General features: G+C 42.2%; 14 protein-coding genes. 1 reads left to right on the forward strand and 13 read right to left on the reverse strand.

Annotated features, from left to right (window positions below; genetic code table 11):
- Positions 1–94 precede the first annotated feature (94 nt).
- The 6 genes from pnpS to ACIQZD_RS03780 all read right to left on the reverse strand — a co-directional run bounded on the left by pnpS (position 95) and on the right by ACIQZD_RS03780 (position 7,414).
- The gene (pnpS, locus tag ACIQZD_RS03755; protein ID WP_402898334.1) at positions 95–1,873 is read right to left on the reverse strand and encodes a two-component system histidine kinase PnpS; all 1,779 of its coding nucleotides are present in this window, start codon (positions 1,871–1,873) and stop codon (positions 95–97) included.
- Positions 1,870–2,589, reverse strand: coding sequence for a response regulator transcription factor (locus ACIQZD_RS03760; protein ID WP_101222903.1), 720 nt, complete (start codon positions 2,587–2,589; stop codon positions 1,870–1,872). The genes pnpS and ACIQZD_RS03760 overlap by 4 nt, the downstream gene beginning before the upstream one ends.
- A gap of 239 nt (positions 2,590–2,828) precedes the next feature.
- Positions 2,829–3,764, reverse strand: coding sequence for a malate dehydrogenase (gene mdh / locus ACIQZD_RS03765; protein ID WP_402898339.1), 936 nt, complete (start codon positions 3,762–3,764; stop codon positions 2,829–2,831).
- Positions 3,765–3,885: 121 nt separating this feature from the next.
- Positions 3,886–5,202 (reverse strand): NADP-dependent isocitrate dehydrogenase, encoded by a 1,317-nt coding sequence (gene icd / locus ACIQZD_RS03770; protein WP_402899889.1) that lies wholly within the window; start codon positions 5,200–5,202, stop codon positions 3,886–3,888.
- A 95-nt stretch (positions 5,203–5,297) separates the two neighbouring features.
- On the reverse strand, positions 5,298–6,413 hold the full coding sequence (citZ, locus tag ACIQZD_RS03775; protein WP_095390768.1) for a citrate synthase: 1,116 nt from the start codon (positions 6,411–6,413) through the stop codon (positions 5,298–5,300).
- A 539-nt stretch (positions 6,414–6,952) separates the two neighbouring features.
- Positions 6,953–7,414 (reverse strand): DUF441 domain-containing protein, encoded by a 462-nt coding sequence (locus ACIQZD_RS03780; RefSeq protein WP_101222907.1) that lies wholly within the window; start codon positions 7,412–7,414, stop codon positions 6,953–6,955.
- A 193-nt stretch (positions 7,415–7,607) separates the two neighbouring features.
- Here ACIQZD_RS03780 and ytvI point away from each other — a divergent pair, with 193 nt between their 5' ends.
- On the forward strand, positions 7,608–8,732 hold the full coding sequence (gene ytvI / locus ACIQZD_RS03785; protein ID WP_402898344.1) for a sporulation integral membrane protein YtvI: 1,125 nt from the start codon (positions 7,608–7,610) through the stop codon (positions 8,730–8,732).
- 86 nt (positions 8,733–8,818) lie between these two features.
- On the opposite strand, the gene aceA is transcribed toward ytvI, so the two are convergent.
- The 7 genes from aceA to accD form a co-directional block, all read right to left on the reverse strand.
- Positions 8,819–10,102, reverse strand: a complete 1,284-nt coding sequence (gene aceA, locus ACIQZD_RS03790) for an isocitrate lyase (protein ID WP_101222909.1) — start codon at positions 10,100–10,102, stop codon at positions 8,819–8,821.
- A gap of 39 nt (positions 10,103–10,141) precedes the next feature.
- Positions 10,142–11,734 carry a malate synthase A gene (gene aceB, locus ACIQZD_RS03795; protein ID WP_402898348.1) on the reverse strand — a complete coding sequence of 531 codons (1,593 nt, stop codon included), beginning with the start codon at positions 11,732–11,734 and terminating at the stop codon, positions 10,142–10,144.
- 377 nt (positions 11,735–12,111) lie between these two features.
- On the reverse strand, positions 12,112–12,504 hold the full coding sequence (locus ACIQZD_RS03800) for an FxsA family protein (RefSeq protein ID WP_034309123.1): 393 nt from the start codon (positions 12,502–12,504) through the stop codon (positions 12,112–12,114).
- 82 nt (positions 12,505–12,586) lie between these two features.
- Positions 12,587–14,347, reverse strand: coding sequence for a pyruvate kinase (pyk, locus tag ACIQZD_RS03805; RefSeq protein WP_137018175.1), 1,761 nt, complete (start codon positions 14,345–14,347; stop codon positions 12,587–12,589).
- A 120-nt stretch (positions 14,348–14,467) separates the two neighbouring features.
- Positions 14,468–15,427, reverse strand: a complete 960-nt coding sequence (pfkA, locus tag ACIQZD_RS03810; RefSeq protein WP_402898353.1) for a 6-phosphofructokinase — start codon at positions 15,425–15,427, stop codon at positions 14,468–14,470.
- A 280-nt stretch (positions 15,428–15,707) separates the two neighbouring features.
- Entirely contained in the window at positions 15,708–16,706 is a 999-nt protein-coding gene (gene accA, locus ACIQZD_RS03815; protein ID WP_076364750.1) for an acetyl-CoA carboxylase carboxyl transferase subunit alpha, read from the reverse strand.
- On the reverse strand, positions 16,703–17,566 hold the full coding sequence (gene accD, locus ACIQZD_RS03820; RefSeq protein WP_101222914.1) for an acetyl-CoA carboxylase, carboxyltransferase subunit beta: 864 nt from the start codon (positions 17,564–17,566) through the stop codon (positions 16,703–16,705). Before accD ends, accA begins: the two co-directional genes overlap by 4 nt.
- Between the last annotated feature and the right edge of the window lie 66 nt (positions 17,567–17,632).

Genomic DNA, 17,632 nt, shown 5'->3' on the forward strand with positions numbered 1-17,632 from the left:
TAACTCCTTGGATGAGGGGTTGTACAACCATTGTACCCCTGCATTATGAAGTTCGTTTTAAGGAATTGTAAAGGACTTGTAAATAAGAAACCCGCTACATTTTCCCTTTTAAGCTTTTATTTAAAGTGACTGTAAAAGTCGTCCCTGTTCCAGGTGTGCTTTCGACGTTGATTTTACCTTTATGGACTTCAATTATATGCTTGACGATTGCCAGTCCAATGCCCGTTCCTCCTGAATCGCGGCTCCTCGCCTTATCAATCCGGTAAAACCGTTCAAAGATCCTTGGCAGTTCTTTTTCTTCGATGCCGATCCCGCTGTCTTGAACTGCAATATCGACCGTCTGTTCATTTTCTATGATATCAACGGTGACCCTGCCGCCATTTGGTGTATAGGTCAATGCGTTCGTAATCAAATTGATGAAAACCTGTTTGATCCTATCAGATTCCCCTTCAATGAATACTGGTTCCGGTGATGTTTTAATTTCAAGGGATACTTCTTTTTCCTTCAGCTTGCCTATAAGCATCTCTTGTATTTCGCCAAGTACTTTCGTAATATCCACGACCCCTGCGTTTAAAACGAATTCCTGTTGCTCCATTTTGGATAAATTCAGAAGCTCCTGAATGAGTTCTTGCAGCCGGTCACTTTCTTTCAGGATAATCGATAAAAAGTGCTTTAGGGTCTTTTCGTCTTTTAGTGCGCCATCTAACAATGTTTCAGAAAAACCTTTAATGGAAGTGATCGGAGTCCTCAATTCATGGGACACATTAGCGACGAAATCCTTCCGCATCTGCTCGAGCCTTTTCAATTCGGTGATATCATGGAAAATGAGGAGAATCCCCTTCCATTCATCATGATTCCCGATAATGGGCGCCCCGTAAATCTCAAAATGCTTACGTTCTATGGAAAGCGGTATCTTCACCTGTCGTTTTATCGTTTTTTCCGTTCGAAAGATCTCTTCGATGATGGCTATCACTTCCTGATCTTTAATGACCGAATAATATTCCTGAAACAAAAACGTAGCGGCGTTCACATGGAAGCTTTTCTTGAATTCCCGGTTGATTAAGGTCGTATACCCTTTACTGTCTATCAGCAAGACTCCACTACCGATATTTTCAACAAGTGCTTCCAAACGATCCTGATTCATTTCCCTCGCTACCTCTGTTTCCTGAAGGTTCCTCGCCAATATGTTCAAGGAAGTTGTCAGCATTCCCGTTTCATCGGAATGCCGCCCGAATGTCCGGGTTCCGTAATTCCCTTTTGCCAGTTCAATGGCTGCCATCGTCGCCTCTTCGATCGGACGGGTATAATATGAAGTGATTTTGCTCGCAAGCATGAGAATGATGATCAAGGCAACCCCTAAACAAATGATCAATATTTGCCACATTTGTTTATTCACTTGATGGATGGCCTCTATTTCATTGCTATGGACGACAAAGCCTTCAATCTCGCCGTCCTTTTCAACCGTCTTCCAATAATAATGGAGGTCCGATTCCCCTTCGACCACTTCATACCCTTCCCCATGCTTAAGCCCTTTTTCCAAAGTTATTTTGCGAAGGACATTGGCATGGCTTTTAAGTATTTCATTGGATGATGTGGAATCGTATAATATTTCTCCACTCGTGGAGAGAATGGTTAAATTCGAATCTAAAAGGGGTGTCAATTTTGCCGTCTTCCCTTTTTCCAAAAAGGACTCGATTCCGCCATGCTCCTGAATATATGTAGAAATGAAAAATGTTTCGTTCTGTATACGCTCATTGAACGTTTTAATATAATAACTTTTGAACAAGTGTCCTAATAAAAAGCCCACGGCCATCAGGACGACCATCACCAATGTGATGAGGGTATATAAGAGCTTTTTACGATAGGTCGTCATTCTTTTTTAGGCTCCTCAAGCTTATACCCCAAGCCCCTTATCGTTTTAATATAGAGAGGTTTTTTTGTATCTTTCTCTATTTTTTCACGAAGATGGCTAATATGGACATCGACGATCCGTGAGTCTCCCGCGAAATCATAATTCCATACCGCACTGAGCAGTTGATCCCTGGTCAGCACTCTTCCTTTATTCTTCGCCAAGTATAAAAGTAATTCAAATTCCTTTGGAGTCAATTCTAATTGCTGTTCATCAAAGAATGCTTCGTATCGTTCCGGGAACACTTTCAATTCCCCTAATTTCAAGAGACCATCTTCCTGATCCTGACTTGACTCACTTCCGTTCGATTGCAACTGGGATCTTCTTAAAATGGCTTTAATCCGCGCCACTACCTCCCTGGGACTAAATGGCTTGGTCAAGTAATCATCCGCCCCTAGTTCCAGTCCCAGCACCTTGTCAAATTCATCGTCCTTAGCTGTCAGCATCAAGATCGGTATATTGATTTTTTGCTGGCGAAGCTGCTTACATACTTCAAGCCCGTCCATTTTAGGCAGCATCAAATCCAATACCACTAAATCGGGGCGTATATCCACGGCAGCCTCCAGCCCTTGTTCTCCATCCAAAGCTGTGATAACCGTATAGCCTGATTGTTCTAAATTGTACTGAAGTAAGGTAACTATTGATTGCTCATCATCCACTACGAGAATTTTCTTTGACATTAGATCCTCCTGAATTATGTATTACCCAAAAGACCAATTCCTTGGTCTACTCATCCAATTCCATTATAAAGAATATTATATGAAAATTACACATAAAAAAAACGGAAATATAGTTATTCCTATCTTCAGCATTGAGATTATAAGTTCCAGGATTCTTTTGAAGCGGATTAAAAAACTGCCCGGAGTCGGAAAAAGGCCTTTGCCTTTTCTTTCAATCCGGGCAGTCTATTCATGATCTCTTATTGAAGGACTTGCATAACGGCTTTAACTGATTCGACTGATTTTGAAAGTGCAGCCTTTTCATCTTCAGTCAAATCAAGTTCGATGATTTGTTCAATACCGTTTGCACCAAGTACAGTCGGCACTCCAAGGTAAATACCTTCAAAGCCGTATTCTCCTTCAAGATAAGCGATGGATGGAAGAACGCGACGTTGGTCTTTAAGTATTGCTTCGGCCATTTCCACTAGAGATGCAGCTGGTGCATAATATGCGCTCCCGTTTCCAAGAAGGTTTACGATTTCTCCGCCGCCAGTGCGGGTACGAGCCACTATTGCTTCTAAACGATCTTTAGGGATCAATGTTTCCAAAGGAATTCCGCCTGCATAAGAGTAACGCACTAGAGGGACCATATCGTCTCCGTGTCCGCCAAGAACGAAACCAGTTACATCTTTAACGGATAAGTTTAATTCTTGAGCTACGAAAGTGCGGAAACGAGCTGTATCAAGTACACCTGATTGTCCGATAACGCGTTCTTTAGGGAAACCAGATTCTTTATATACAGTGTAAGTCATTGCATCTACAGGGTTAGTCAAAACGATGATTGTTGTATTAGGGGAATATTTAACTACTTCTTTTGTTACTGATTTCATGACTTTTTGGTTAGTTTGAACTAAGTCGTCACGGCTCATGCCGGGCTTACGGGCAATTCCGGCAGTGATGATCACTACGTCGGAATCAGCAGTTTCTGCATAGTCGGATGTACCGATGATATTAGCATCGAAACCTAGAACAGGTCCTGCTTCCGCCATATCAAGGGCTTTACCTTTTGTAGGGTTTTCAGCTTGCGGAATATCAACCAAAACGATATCCCCAAGTTCTTTTTGCGCTGCAAGGAATGCAGCTGTAGCGCCAGTGAATCCAGCACCTACCACTGTGATTTTTTTACGTTTAGACATGTTATTTCCTCCTTAAAATATATAAATACTTTTGGAATACTTTTAACATTCTCATGAAATATATATAAGCCTCCTGGAAAAGCAGCCCATTCAGGCACTTTTCCAGAAAGCATATGATGAATTATTTAAGGTTTTTGATAAGCTCGTCTGCGAACTCAGAACATTTAACTTCTGTTGCACCTTCCATTAGGCGGGCAAAGTCGTATGTAACAACTTTAGAAGCGATTGTTTGTTCCACTGATTTCGTGATGCTGTTTGCAGCTTCGTTCCAGCCAAGGTGCTCAAGTAAAAGAACGCCTGAAAGAAGAACTGAAGATGGGTTAACTTTATCAAGACCAGCATATTTAGGAGCCGTTCCGTGAGTTGCTTCGAAAATGGCATGTCCAGTTTCGTAGTTGATGTTTGCTCCAGGAGCGATACCGATTCCGCCAACTTGTGCAGCTAATGCATCAGAAATGTAATCTCCGTTCAAGTTCATTGTTGCAACAACATCAAACTCTTTAGGACGAGTCAGGATTTGTTGTAAGAAGATATCAGCAATGGAATCCTTAACGATGATTTTGCCTTCAGCTTCAGCAGCAGATTGTGCTTTGTTAGCAGCTTCAGTGCCTTCAGCATCTTTAATTTTGTCATATTGGTTCCATGTGAACACTTTATCGGCGAATTCTTGTTCTGCAACTTCATAACCCCAAGTTTTGAATGCACCTTCCGTGAATTTCATGATGTTACCTTTATGAACAAGCGTTAATGACTTACGGCCTTCTTTGATCGCATAGTTAAGTGCAGAGCGAACAAGACGTTTTGTTCCTTCTTCTGAAATCGGTTTGATTCCGATACCTGAAGTTTCAGGGAAACGGATGTTTGTAACACCGAATTCATTTTGCAGGAATTCGATTAATTTCTTAGCTTCGTCAGAACCTTTTGCATATTCGATACCAGCATAGATGTCTTCAGTGTTTTCACGGAAGATGACCATGTCAGTGTCTTCTGGACGTTTAACTGGTGAAGGTACACCTTCAAAGTAACGTACTGGACGAAGACATACGAATAAGTCCAAAACTTGACGCAATGCAACGTTCAATGAACGGATACCGCCGCCGATTGGAGTTGTAAGAGGTCCTTTAATAGCGATTAGATATTCGTTAATGACATCAAGAGTTTCTTGCGGAAGCCATTCGCCCGTTTGGTCAAATGCTTTTTGTCCAGCTAAAACTTCTTTCCATTCGATTTTCTTTTCGCCATTGTAAGCTTTTTCAACTGCTGCGTCTAAAACGCGGGATGCTGCAGCCCAGATATCAGGACCGATTCCGTCTCCCTCAATATAAGGAACGATTGGGTTGTTTGGTACGTTAAGAGCACCGTTAGTAACTGTGATTTTTTGGCTTTGTGTCATGTCTCTTACCTCCGATTCAAATTCAAAGGTTAGATGGCCTGCCATTAAATAAGGCAGAACCACTAACCTTTTTTACTCACATCTATTAATTTACTACAAATTCGATGAAATAAAAAATGATTTTTCAAAAAAACTTTTAATTAGCGGTTTTCAATCGGTACGTATTTTTGCATACCTGGTCCAACATACTCTGCACGCGGACGGATAAGGCGGTTGTTTGAATATTGCTCAAGGATATGAGCGATCCAGCCTGAAGCACGGCTTACAGCAAAGATTGGTGTAAATAGGTCATGCTCGATACCTAAACTATGGTATACGGAAGCAGAATAGAAATCCACGTTCGGCGGAAGGTTTTTTTGACCGGTTACGATTTCATGAATTTTGATGGACATATCATAATATTGCGGTTGTCCAGTAAGTTCAGTCAGTTTTTGTGACATTTCTTTAAGGTGTTTAGCACGAGGATCACCTTTACGGTATACACGGTGGCCAAAGCCCATGATTTTTTCTTTATTGGCTAATTTTTCGTTGATATATGGCTCAACGTTATCAACTGAACCAATTTCTGTAAGCATTTTCATGACTTGTTCGTTAGCTCCGCCGTGAAGTGGGCCTTTTAAAGCGCCGATGGCAGCAGTTACACCAGAATAGATATCAGCTAATGTAGCCACACAAACGCGTGCAGTGAATGTAGAAGCGTTTAATTCATGGTCAGCATGAAGAACCAATGCTTTGTTGAATGCTTCTTCTTCGATTGCCGTTGGTTCGTTACCGCTTAACATATATAAGAAGTTAGCAGCAAAGCTTAAATCTGTACGTGGAGCAACAGCTTCTTTCCCTTGACGGACGCGAGCGAAAGTTGTTACCAATGTAGGGATTTTTGCTTGGATGCGGATTGCTTTACGATAGTTAGCGTCTTCACTCATTACATCTGCTTCTTCATCATAAAGACCAAGAAGAGATACTGCAGTGCGAAGAGCTCCCATTGGATGTACTTTATCAATTGGGTATGTTTTGAAGTGATTAACCACTTCAGCTGGAATTTCAGCATTTTCAGCAAGTTGTTTAGTTAATTCTTCTAGTTGGCTTTTGTTCGGAAGAGCTCCGTGCCATAAAAGATAGATTACTTCCTCGAATGTTGCGTTTGAAGCCAAATCATCGATGTCATAACCTACATACGTTAATGTGTCATCGATAATGGAGCTTACTGATGAAGTTGTTGCTACCACACCTTCAAGACCTTTTGTTGCTGTCATACTAAATCTCTCCTTTTCCTAGATATTCCCCTATGCCCTTGCTATTAGCGTATAAATGTAGCGCTTCCAAGAAATTAGCTTTTGTAAACAACCATCTATTTTTTAGCAGAAGACATACACCTTATATTGGAAGCGTTCACAGAATATGACCCCAACAATATAAAATGTACGATAATCTTTAATACGAAATTCTAAAAATAATGCTTGTAGCTATTCCTAGTGAGCGCTTGCTCAATAACTACATCTTTTTTTTAAGATTCCTCAAAAATATCAATGATATTCTGAATCCCAATTTTAATAAATCAGAGCAGTTACATGATTATTATAAACAATAAACACTTTTTTGGGAATGAAAAGCACTTAAAATGTGAAAAAATTATTATTTTATTAGAAAAATTAGCTACATATTCTCTTGCTTATTTTAATGTGATTCATAACGGTTTATTTGAAAATTTGCCTCAAAGCAGAATAAATGAAACATTAAATAGAAAATTTATATTCCCTGAACTGACGGACTTTTCTACCCTTAGCCACTCGCTTCATTTAAAGAAATTGAAGATCTGCATGCATAAATAAGCAATTCCCGCCCCGATTAACGGACCGACAGCCACACCTTTGAATAATGCGACCGCAAGAATCGTCCCAAAAACAAGAGCCGTGGTAATGTGCGGATCATGTGATAGGAGCGTAATCCCATTTTTTGCTATGAGCGCAACGGCTATTCCAGATGCAAGCGCAATCCAGGCATAAGGAGATTTTATTGCGTCTCCTAGTTCCTTGAAACCTATCGCTCCGTTTGCTATTGGTATGAGTACGGAAATCGTAATGATTGTAACGCCCAGGTTGATTCCTTTCGCTTCCAGGTATGGAAACACTTTGGCATCAAGGCCAATCAGTTTCATGATTAAAAGAAAACCCGCAGCCATGATCAGTGAGGTATTTTTCCCAAACCAACCGATTGCAGCAAGCAGAATTAAAAATACGACAGGACCGTTGATCATAATCCCTTCACCTTCTTCCTTTCTTTTTTTGTTATTTTAACATAACAAACTCCCTTGTTTCCTAGGAGAAAAATGATTTATGGAACGATGCATCGGCGAAAAAAGTTAAGCCGAAAGATGAAAGAATCTTTCCTTTCTTTTCCATCATCGTTACAATTATAATACAAACTTTATGATTGAAGGAGGATATGACTTGAATCCGGTATATATGTATCGTTTCATTCGCTCTTTACTGGTCGTTGGAGGGGTAATTTTAGGCGGCATTGCCGTGTTTTATTTATCTAAATATACATATCCATTCATCATCGCCATGATAATCGCTTTCTTGATGAATCCCCTGGTCACTTTTTTCGAAAGGAAAGGGAGGCTGCCCCGAGGATTGGCTGTATTCGTTTCCCTGTTACTCATTTTCCTTTTATTTGCAGGTCTTATCACCTTACTGGTTGCCGAGATCATTTCAGGAACCAATTACCTTGCCGGAGTCATCCCGAAACACATTGAAACCATCGTGGATTATATAGAAACATACATCGCGACCACCGTCATCCCTTTATATAATCAAATAGCTGCCATGTTCAATAATTTGGATATCGAACAGCAAGACACTGTCCTCAAGAATATCCAAAATATCGGTGAGTCCATCACTACCGGAGTAAGCGGCTTCATTCAAACTTTCTTGAAGAACATCCCCACAATCATTGGATGGTTTCCAACTACAGCAACAGCACTCCTTTTTACCCTGCTGGGCACTTTCTTCATCAGCAAAGATTGGGATACCTTTGGCCGAATGACCGGAAAAGTGTTGCCTGATAAGATTTTTGCGGGTGCAAAGCGTTTATTCAAGGATTTAAAAAGGGCTTTGTTCGGGTTTATCCGGGCACAATTCACTCTTGTTTCATTGACGACTGTCACGATTTTAATCGGATTTCTTATTTTAGGGGTGAATTATTCAATTACCATTGCCCTGATATGCGGGCTGGTCGATATCATCCCCTATTTAGGGACAGGTACGATTTTCATTCCATGGATCATCTTTGAATTCATCGCCGGTAATACAAGTCTAGCAATCGGTTTGTCCGTCCTTTACATAATCGTCGTTGTCCAACGTCAGCTAATAGAGCCAAAAGTACTTTCTTCCAGTATTGGTTTGGATCCGCTTGCCACTCTCATCGCCTTGTTCATCGGCTTCAAATTGATCGGTTTCCTAGGTCTGATTGCAGGACCGGTAGTGCTTGTCATATTCAATACACTTCAGCGTGCAAATGTCTTCAAGGCCATATGGACTTTCATCATCGGGGATACAAAGAAAACCACTTAAGTCGATCACGAATATCCTTAGCATTCACCGATTTCCATTTAAAAATCCGCCTCGGGTACAAGGCGGATCTTTGGTTTTAAGCTAAATTATTTTGACGTCTCGAATTGTTCTGTTTCAGTGGAACCTGCAAGTGCTGTTGTGGATGATGTTCCACCAGAAACGACTTGTGCCACTTCATCAAAGTAACCAGTTCCCACTTCACGCTGATGACGTGTTGCTGTATAGCCGTCGGGCTCACTAGCGAACTCCGCTTGTTGAAGTTCTGAGTAAGCAGCCATGCCGCGGTCTTTATAACCAAGAGCAAGATTGAACATGCTATGGTTCAATGAGTGGAAGCCTGCAAGTGTAACGAATTGGAATTTGTAACCCAATTTACCCAATTCCACTTGATAATTGGCAATCTCTTCATCACTTAATTTCGCTTTCCAGTTAAATGATGGTGAACAATTGTAAGCAAGCAGTTTGCCCGGGAACTCTGCATGGATCGCTTCGGCAAACCGGCGAGCATCCGCTAGATTAGGTTCAGAAGTCTCACACCAGATAAGGTCGGCATATGGAGCATAAGCAAGACCTCTTGCAATTGCCTGGTCAAGACCTGCGTTCGTGCGGTAGAATCCTTCTGGAGTCCTTTCACCCGTGATGAATGGTGCATCGACCGGATCAATATCATCAGTGATCAAATCTGCTGCATCAGCATCCGTACGGGCAATCAAGATAGTCGGTGTACCCATTACGTCGGCTGCCAATCGGGCGGAAACTAAATTACGTACCGCCGTTTGGGTTGGAAGAAGGACTTTACCGCCTAGGTGACCACATTTTTTCTCGGAAGAAAGCTGGTCTTCAAAGTGAACGCCTGCCGCTCCTGCTTCGATCATGCCTTTCATTAATTCGAAGACGTTAAGGGAACCGCCAAAGCCTGCTTCAGCATCTGCCACGATTGGAGCGAACCAATCGATATCATCTTTTCCTTCAGCAAAGCTGATTTGGTCTGCACGCTGAAGTGTCTGATTAATGCGTTTAACCACTTGCGGTACGGAGTTGGCTGGATATAAACTTTGGTCAGGGTACATTTGCCCTGCGATGTTAGCATCTGCCGCCACTTGCCAGCCGCTTAAGTAGATTGCTTTTAAACCAGCTTTCACCTGCTGCATGGCTTGGTTACCAGTCAATGCTCCTAATGCATTGATGAAATCCTCTGTATTTAATAGATTCCATAGTTTTTCAGAACCACGGCGTGCCAATGTTTGTTCAATATCGATGGAACCCCTTAGTTTAATAACTTCTTCTGCCGTATAAGGACGCTTGATTCCAGTCCACCGTGAGTCATTTTCCCAGCTTTGTTGTAATTTTTGCGCTCTCTCATTCATCATCATTATTTCCTCCTAATTTATATTATATTTTTTTGAATATTAAGATAATTTTTCGTATGCCGCGTTGGTTAAGAAATCTGCAAAGTCATCCGCTTCAATCAATTGTTCAAATAGTTTAGTAGACTCTTGAAACTTTCCTGATATGAAAGTTTCTTCCCCTACTTCCGATTTAATGACCGCCAATTCTTCTTGCTTGATTTGATGGAATAATTCCTCGGTTATTTTCCTGCCATCTTCGAGAATGCCTTTTGGATGACGGATCCATTGCCAGACTTGAGCCCTTGAAATTTCAGCGGTTGCAGCATCTTCCATTAAGTTATTGATGGGTGCCGCACCTCTGCCGCTTAGCCAAGAGGCGATATATTGGATGCCTACGTTAATATTCGTCCTTAATCCTGCCTCTGTAATCGTTCCTTCCGGTACAGCAAGCAGCTCTTGAGCTGTTACATGGACATCTTCCCGTTTTCGGAAAATTTGATTCGGTTTTGGGACGATCAGGTCAAAAACCTCTTTTGCCGTGCTTACCATACCTGGGTGGGCAACCCATGTTCCATCATGACCGTCTCTTGCTTCGCGTTCTTTATCTGCCCTTACTTTCGCAAAAGCCTCATCGTTCTTAACCGGATCATTTTTAACAGGAATTTGCGCGGCCATCCCGCCAATTGCAGGAGCATTCCGAGTGTGACATGTTTTGATTGCCAGCAGCGAATATGCCCTCATATTCGGGACGGTCATCGTGACCTGCTGCCTGTCTGGGAAGATAACATCATCCGAGTGACGGAATTTTTTCAGGAAACTAAAGATATAATCCCAGCGGCCACAGTTCAGGCCTGCCGAATGTTCTTTCAGCTCGTACAGAATTTCATCCATTTCGAATGCAGCAAGAATCGTTTCTATCAAGACCGTTGCCTTGATGGTTCCTTGCGGAATTCTCAAATCGTTCTGTGCATATACGAATATTTCATTCCATAATCTTGCTTCGAGATGGCTTTCCATTTTTGGTAAGTAAAAGTATGGACCGCTTTGTTTTTCAATCAATGCTTTTGCATTGTGGTAAAAGTACAGTCCAAAGTCAAAAATGCTGGCTGATATAGGCTGTCCATCCAAAAGGACATGTTTTTCCTCTAAATGCCAGCCGCGCGGCCTTACCTTTAGGACAGCTGTTCTTTTATTTAATTCATACACTTTGCCATTTGGATTTTTAAATGAAATGTTTCCGCGGATTGCATCGCGCAGATTCAATTGACCATCAATGCAATTCTCCCAAGTGGGTGAATTGGCATCTTCAAAGTCCGCCATGAATACATTGGCACCTGAGTTCATGGCATTAATGATCATTTTACGATCGACAGGTCCAGTGATTTCAACCCTGCGGTCCTGCAAATCATTCGGAAGGGGTGCAATTGTCCAATCACTTTCACGAATATGCTTCGTTTCTACAAGAAAATCAGGAAGCTTGCCTTGATTCAGTTCTTCCTGAACGCTTTTCCGCCGTTCCAGAAGTTCTGCCCTTCTTCCACTGAAATGCCGTTCAATTCTTTCGATGAATTGAAGAGCATCCGTTGTAAGTATTTGTTCATATCCTGGCTTAATGCTGCCTGTAATTTGTAAGCCTTTTGCTTCCGTAATCATGTTGCCTCTCCACATCCTTTCCAACTCTTCTATGTTATAATACAGTTGTTTTATTTCCTGTTTGTATTATATAACACATTGTATAAATTTGTCACCAGTTTTTTCTAAAAAATCTAAAAAAAGATTTTTTAGCATGGAAAAGCCTGATTTACCAATGTTTCCAAGGGGTTAATAATTTTTAAATCCTGTTATTATACACATTTCATTCTCATGGAAATCATCATTTAATGGTGAAACAGAGAAAATCCGATTTACATTGAAACTCCCATTTTAATGTAAATCAAAAAAGCACCCTATAAAAACTTGGATGCTTTTATTGACCTTTTTTCCAGGCCAAAAAGGCTGCCTAAAAGCTTGAGCCTTTAGACAGCCTTATATTATTTATGCCGAATGATGGTAACTTTCCCTTTATTCATCCTGTTCATGATAAACCGGATGACAATCGGTTTGAGGAGATTCCGGGTTGGCGGAAACACAAGAATCAATCCCATGATATCCGAGATGAGCCCAGGGGACAGCAACAGTGCAGCTCCAATAAAGATACAGATTCCATCGATGATTTCATTTCCTGGCATCATTCCGTAACGAATCTGTTCCTGTGCCTTTTTCCATGTTTCCATCCCTTGCCGTTTAGCCAAATAGGCTCCGATCAAGCCTGTAGCTACAATCAGGAACAGCGTTGGCCAAAAACCAATGAGATTGCCTGACAGCAAAAGGACAATAATTTCAACGACCGGCATCGCAATGATAAACATTAAAAAATATTTCATCCTACATTCCTCCTGCACAGCCCATTTCTGGTGCGGTACATCCATCTTACCTCATCGGCACGGAATCAGCCAAAATTTCGTTTTACAAAACGTTGGCATGTCCATCATAAATAACTCCACGACCTGCATCGACTGTTATTCTTTGACCATCCGTGAAAACCTTGGTCGCGTCCTCCGCCCCAACGATGACCGGTATGCCCAATGTGACTCCTACAACAGCTGCATGGCTTGTCAAACCGCCTTCTTCCGTAATCAATGCCGCACACTTTTCAATCGCCGGCATCATTTCGCGGTCCGAACCGATCGTAACCAATACAGAGCCTTCCGTCACTTTTTCCAAAGCTTCCTTGGCATTCTTAGCTATAACCACTTCACCTTTAGCTGATTTCCTGCCGATTCCTTGAGCCTTCAAAAGAACCTCTCCTAACACATGAATTTTCATCAAGTTAGTCGTACCTGTTTCACCTACAGGAACACCGGCTGTAATGACGACTAAATCCCCATGGGAAACTAAGCCAGAATGCAAGCTTTCATCTATTGCGGTTTGAAGCATTTCATCGGTAGTCGTCGCTTTTGGACCAATCTGCGGATAGACTCCCCAAGCCAATGCAAGCCGTCTTGAAACATGATCATTGGATGTAACCGCAATGATCGGTGCTTTAGGGCGGTATTTGGAAATCATTCTTGCCGTATGACCGCTTTCCGTAGGGGTGATGATTGCCCCGGCATTAAGATTAAGCGCGGTATGGGCAACGGATTGACCAATAGCATCAGTGACATTATGACGGTTCACTTTGCTTCTGACTGATAATATATCCCGATAATCAAGGGCAGTTTCAGCACGTGAAGCTATGTTATGCATCGTTTGCACCGCTTCGACAGGATAGGTTCCAGCAGCTGTTTCGCCAGAAAGCATGATTGCATCCGTTCCATCAAATATGGCATTGGCCACGTCACTTGCTTCTGCACGGGTCGGCCTTGGGTTACGCTGCATCGAATCGAGCATTTGTGTAGCCGTTATGACTGGTTTTCCGGCATTATTACATTTTTTGATCATTTGTTTTTGGACTAATGGCACTTCTTCTGCAGGAATTTCCACTCCCAAGTCTCCACGTGCTACCATCAATCCATCGGAAACTTCCAAGATTTCATCAAGACGGTCTACGCCCTCTTGATTTTCGATTTTAGGGATGATTTGAATATGTTCCGCTCCATTTTGCTGCAATAATTCACTTACTTCAAGCACGTCGGAAGCCCTGCGTACAAATGAGGCAGCAATAAAGTCGATACCCTGTTCGATTCCAAAAAGGATATCCTGTTCATCTTTCTCCGTTATTCCCGGCAGGTTAACCGAAACTCCAGGAACATTCACGCCTTTTTTGTTCTTAAGTGTACCGCTATTCAAGATCTTCGTATGGATTTCTTTTCTTACCTCATCTACCTTCAGCACTTCAAGACCGATCAATCCATCATCCAAAAGGATTTTAGAACCTGGGTGGACATCATGCAGAAGCCCTCCATAGGTAATGGAGAATTTTTCAGGTGTTCCCAGAACTTCATTCATGGAAATAATGACGTCATTTCCGGCTACAAGCTCTATGGAATCATTTTCCATATTATTTGTCCGTATTTCAGGTCCTTTTGTATCCAACAGGATGGCAACCTGTTTACCCGCTTTTTCGCTAGCTTCCCTGATATTGCGGATCCTAGCGGCATGTTCTTCATGATTTCCATGAGAAAAGTTAAGACGTGCCACATTCATCCCTGCTTCTATTAATTGAACCAGCTTTTCTATACTTTCACTCGCGGGTCCAATCGTACAAACAATCTTGGTTTTACGCATGTGTCATCCTCCTTTAAGGAAAACTCGCCGCCTGTCCACCTTTTGAAGACAGGGGCGCAGTGTTTTATGTCTTCTATTTAAATACCCAATTCTTTAAAAAGCAATTCCTATCAATAATGATTAAATCGATAGCTCTGCAGATAAATCATACATCTTCTTGTCAATTGTATGCGGTTTAGCAAGAGCTTCGATGATATCATAATCAACAAGTTGATTTTGTTCTATCCCTACAGCCCTGCCTCCTTTTCCTTCAAGAAGCAATTCAACCGCTCTTGCTCCAAGGCGGCTTGCCAATACCCGGTCATTAGCCGATGGAGATCCTCCGCGCTGAACATGGCCCAGGACAGTTACACGGGTTTCAATTCCTGCTTTCGCCTCAATTCTCCTGGAGATATCAACGGCACTTCCAACACCTTCAGCTACAATGATGATACTGTGCTTTTTCCCTCGGTCATGTCCGCGGTTCAGCTTCCCAATCAAATCATCTATATCATATTCATATTCAGGACAAAGAATCGTTTCAGCTCCGCCAGCCAATCCAGCCCAAAGCGCAATATCGCCGGCATCTCTTCCCATCACTTCAACTACATAAGTCCTTTCATGAGAAGTAGCCGTATCCCGAATTTTATCGATAGCATCGATGACTGTATTCAGGGCCGTATCGAAACCAATCGTAAAGTCCGTACCCGGTATGTCATTATCAATTGTTCCAGGAACTCCGATACAAGGGAAGCCCCTTTCCGTTAAAGCTTTCGCTCCTCGGTAAGAACCATCGCCACCAATTATGACAATGCCCTCGATACCAAGTTTATTCAATTGTTCAATCGCTTTCAGCTGGCCTTCCTCTGTCTTAAATTCCGGACAGCGAGCCGTATGTAACATCGTGCCGCCTCGATGAATGATATCCCCGACCGACCCAAGTTCAAGCTTCTTTATATTTCCATTTATTAGACCCTGATAACCATGATAAATCCCGAAGACCTCAATTTCATGAAAAATTGCTTTCCGGACAACTGCTCGGACTGCCGCATTCATGCCTGGAGAATCTCCTCCACTTGTCAATACACCTATTCTTTTCATAAATGTCACCTCTCTACAGCACTAATCAATTTCAAGCTTCATTATATCATTGTACCCTTTTTCAAGCTTCAATAAGCAGTAACTTGTTTCACTTATGCTTACTTGATGTTATAAGCCTAACCGATTCTCTTCAGAAATTGAAGTAAAATGGCGTAAAAGTTTACATTCTACACACAAACCATATTCTTTACTCGTTTCGGTAATGAATACATATGCGACCATGAAAGGATGAAAAAACGTGTTGCCCCAGGCAGCACGTTTTTCCATTTACAAAATGTGTTTATGAATGCTGTTCCACTTCCTTAGGTTCTCCCTCAGGTTGTTTTGCAAATTCATATTCACCGATTTTCTTGAATTTCATATAACGCTGGTTGATAAGATCATCACTATTCAATGGCAGAAGTTCATTGAATGAACGTTTCAGGATATCCTTGATGGCTTCAGCCTGTAAATTCGAATCCCGATGGGCGCCGCCCCTCACTTCAGGAATGATCTCATCGATGACTCCTAAGCGGTTTAAGTCGGGAGCCGTGATTTTCATCGATTCCGCAGCCCTCTTAGCCTGGGAGGCATCCTTCCACAGCAAGGCTGCAGCCCCTTCTGGGGAAATTACCGAATATGTTGAGTTCTCAAGCATGAAAATTCGGTCTCCGACGCCAAGTGCCAATGCACCTCCGCTTCCGCCTTCACCGATGACTATACTGATGACCGGTACCTTCAGCCCTGCCATTTCGAAAAGGTTTTTCGCAATGGCTTCACTTTGCCCGCGCTCTTCAGCAGCTTTACCAGGGAAAGCTCCCTTCGTATCAATGAAACAAATGATCGGCCGGTTGAATTTTTCAGCCTGTTTCATCAGACGCAATGCTTTTCGATAGCCTTCAGGATGGGGCATGCCAAAGTTACGACGGATGTTTTCCTTCGTATCCTTACCTCGTTGATGGCCGATGACCGTCACGGCAAGTCCATCAAATTCCGCGATTCCAGCGACAATCGCTTCATCATCCCCATAATAACGATCACCATGAAACTCGATGAAGTCATTGAATAATAGCGGAATGTAATCAAGAGTCGTCGGACGTGCTGGATGCCGGGCAATCTGAACACGATCCCACGGTTTAAGATGGTTATAAATATCCACTTCCAGCTTCTCTAAACGCTTTTCCAATGTTTCGATTTCAGCTGTAAGGTCTACATCAGCATCCTTCGAAATCGACTTTAGCTCTTTAATCTTATTTCTCAGGTCCGTTATGGGACGCTCGAACTCCAATTCGTAAATCATAACCACTCACCGCCCGGGGCATGGATTTTAAGGATCGTCGTCAAGGTTTCCTTCATTTCCGTCCGTTTGACGACCGCATCCAATTGGCCGTGCTTCATCAAGAATTCAGCCGTTTGGAAATCTTCAGGAAGCTCTTCATGGATTGTCTGTTCAATGATCCTTCTTCCCGCAAAACCAATGAGGGCTCCAGGTTCGGCTAGATTAATATCGCCAAGTGACGCGAAACTGGCCGAAACCCCACCTGTGGTAGGATGGGTCATCATTGATATGATCAGTCCGCCTTCATTGCTGAATATCTTGAGTGCTGCACTTGTCTTTGCCATTTGCATCAAGCTTAAAACACCCTCCTGCATCCGAGCGCCGCCTGATGCCGTAAATATGATGAACGGAATCTTCAATTCACCTGCACGTTCAATGGCACGGGTAATTTTTTCCCCAACAACGGATCCCATGCTCCCCATCCGGAAATTCGAATCCATTATGGCTGTTGAAACTTGGTACCCATTGATGCTTCCAACTCCTGTGACAACCGCCTCATTAATCTTGGCTTTCTTTCTATCTTTTTCCAATTTTTCCAAGTAATCCGGAAATTCAAGCGGGTTAACGGAAATCATTTCTTTATCAAATTCATTAAAACTGCCGGCGTCGAATAAAAATTCGATGCGCTCATGGGAAGACATCGAATGGTGATGCCCGCAATGTAAACAAACTTTCTTGTTTTTCACCAATTCTTTTGTATACATGATTTTTTTACAGCCGGTGCACTTTGTCATGATTCCTTCTGGTACATCTTGTTTCTCCCGATCTAAAGGAACCGTTGCATATTTCTTCTTAGACTTCGCAAATAGCTCTTTAAGCAAGCTTAATCCTCCCTTTACCACCAATTATCTATTTTATGATACTTGGTACAAACTATATCAGAAATA

This window comes from Peribacillus sp. NPDC096447 (assembly GCF_044762725.1).
Lineage (GTDB): Bacteria > Bacillota > Bacilli > Bacillales > DSM-1321 > Peribacillus.

What these genes read in the sequence shown, in the direction of transcription:
- pnpS (WP_402898334.1), bottom strand. Translation starts at nt 1,873, where the DNA reads ATGACGACCTATCGTAAAAAGCTCTTATATACCCTCATCACATTGGTG.
- ACIQZD_RS03760 (WP_101222903.1), bottom strand. Translation starts at nt 2,589, where the DNA reads ATGTCAAAGAAAATTCTCGTAGTGGATGATGAGCAATCAATAGTTACC.
- mdh (WP_402898339.1), bottom strand. Translation starts at nt 3,764, where the DNA reads ATGTCTAAACGTAAAAAAATCACAGTGGTAGGTGCTGGATTCACTGGC.
- icd (WP_402899889.1), bottom strand. Translation starts at nt 5,202, where the DNA reads ATGGCAGGCCATCTAACCTTTGAATTTGAATCGGAGGTAAGAGACATG.
- citZ (WP_095390768.1), bottom strand. Translation starts at nt 6,413, where the DNA reads ATGACAGCAACAAAAGGTCTTGAAGGTGTGGTAGCAACAACTTCATCA.
- ACIQZD_RS03780 (WP_101222907.1), bottom strand. Translation starts at nt 7,414, where the DNA reads ATGATCAACGGTCCTGTCGTATTTTTAATTCTGCTTGCTGCAATCGGT.
- aceA (WP_101222909.1), bottom strand. Translation starts at nt 10,102, where the DNA reads ATGATGAATGAGAGAGCGCAAAAATTACAACAAAGCTGGGAAAATGAC.
- aceB (WP_402898348.1), bottom strand. Translation starts at nt 11,734, where the DNA reads ATGATTACGGAAGCAAAAGGCTTACAAATTACAGGCAGCATTAAGCCA.
- ACIQZD_RS03800 (WP_034309123.1), bottom strand. Translation starts at nt 12,504, where the DNA reads ATGAAATATTTTTTAATGTTTATCATTGCGATGCCGGTCGTTGAAATT.
- pyk (WP_137018175.1), bottom strand. Translation starts at nt 14,347, where the DNA reads ATGCGTAAAACCAAGATTGTTTGTACGATTGGACCCGCGAGTGAAAGT.
- pfkA (WP_402898353.1), bottom strand. Translation starts at nt 15,427, where the DNA reads ATGAAAAGAATAGGTGTATTGACAAGTGGAGGAGATTCTCCAGGCATG.
- accA (WP_076364750.1), bottom strand. Translation starts at nt 16,706, where the DNA reads ATGATTTACGAATTGGAGTTCGAGCGTCCCATAACGGACCTGAGAAAT.